This window comes from Geobacillus sp. YHL (assembly GCF_022341265.1).
Taxonomy (GTDB): Bacteria; Bacillota; Bacilli; order Bacillales; family Anoxybacillaceae; genus Geobacillus; species Geobacillus thermoleovorans.
Genome location: NZ_JAEIGB010000045.1, coordinates 1 through 1,295, shown reverse-complemented (window position 1 = coordinate 1,295; position 1,295 = coordinate 1). Strand labels below are relative to the sequence as shown.

Genomic DNA, 1,295 nt, shown 5'->3' with positions numbered 1-1,295 from the left:
CCATACCCGTCAAGTTTAGCGGTATAAAATTTTTAAGACGATACTCGTGTTCATCCCCGCAGTGAATGATGGGGATCACATCCATTATTGGGCATACCAAATACCCCTCCAGAAGAGGGGTATTTGGTATTTATATCCATATCTAATTCTACCATATCTCTAATTTCGTTAAGATATCTGATGCCGTTTCTTCCCCTTTCCTTCGACCTTTCTTGGCATGTTTTCGTAACAGGGAAAGGAGAGAGAAAAGGTTGATTTCCGCCATATGCGAACGCAAAAGCAACTGGTGCCAATACGATTGGAGAAGATCGAGCGCTTTCCGTTCACTGATTTCAATGTCTTCCTTTTGATGCCAATACATCCGAGCTTGAAACAGAAACGTCTGGGTGACCAAAATGGCAATCAACGTCCCGTATAAATGGCATTCGAAACGTTCTTTTTTCATCTCCTTGACTTTCTCCAAATCAAATACGGATTTCCAGGCTTTAAACAACAATTCAATTTGCCAGCGCAGGGAATAGAGCTCATAAACCTGTTGACCATCAAACGACTCTTGTGGTAAATTCGTCAGTAAGATGTGGTATTTCTTTTGTTCGAGGGTTTGGCGTGCCAGCGCCTTCCCTTTTCTTTTTTCCTTTTTCCGCACATACGCCATCCGTTTTTGCCATTCTTCCGCCGTCAGACGGCGGAAAACCAACCGTGGAACATACAAGCGTTCATGTCCGATGTACACATGTTCCATTTCCACTGATTCCCCTTCCTCTAATTGATTCCCAAGGGATTCCCAATCCCATTCCTTCCACTGGCCATTCTCCTTGATATACACTTTCATATCGGAACGGAGCCGAGTAATATAATACGCTCCGCGGGCGTCGATCTCGGCCAGTGCGGCAACGGAGAAAAAGCCCAAATCCCGAATACATAGGTCATTCGGTAAAATCGTATGCTGGGCATGATAGGCAAAACGAGCGTCCGAGTCATTGGCCGATTGAACGCATAGCTGAAGGCAGGCGCCGGATAACAAGTCATATTCAAACTGAATTTTCACCCCCGACGAAACGGAACCTCGATAGTCTTCCCCATAGTCAGCGGGAACCAAAAAGCTGGTTGAGTCCAAAATCCGCAGGCGGGTAAAACAAGTTCGATAGGTCTCCATGGCTGACAAAAGCAATGGACGTTGATGCAGGAGGAGAAGGAAAAACACTTCTCGCAAAAATGCCACGGCCCGATCGGTAAAACGCTGATTCAAGCCTTCGCTTGAAAGGGAACAGCCATGCCAGAGCGTCAAGGCCGCA

General features: G+C 46.3%; 1 protein-coding gene. It reads right to left on the bottom strand.

From position 1 onward, the window contains the following. Positions 1 to 148: 148 nt before the first annotated feature. The gene (locus tag JCR24_RS17420; RefSeq protein WP_238981100.1) at positions 149 to 1,222 is read right to left on the bottom strand and encodes an IS4 family transposase; all 1,074 of its coding nucleotides are present in this window, start codon (positions 1,220 to 1,222) and stop codon (positions 149 to 151) included. Between the last annotated feature and the right edge of the window lie 73 nt (positions 1,223 to 1,295).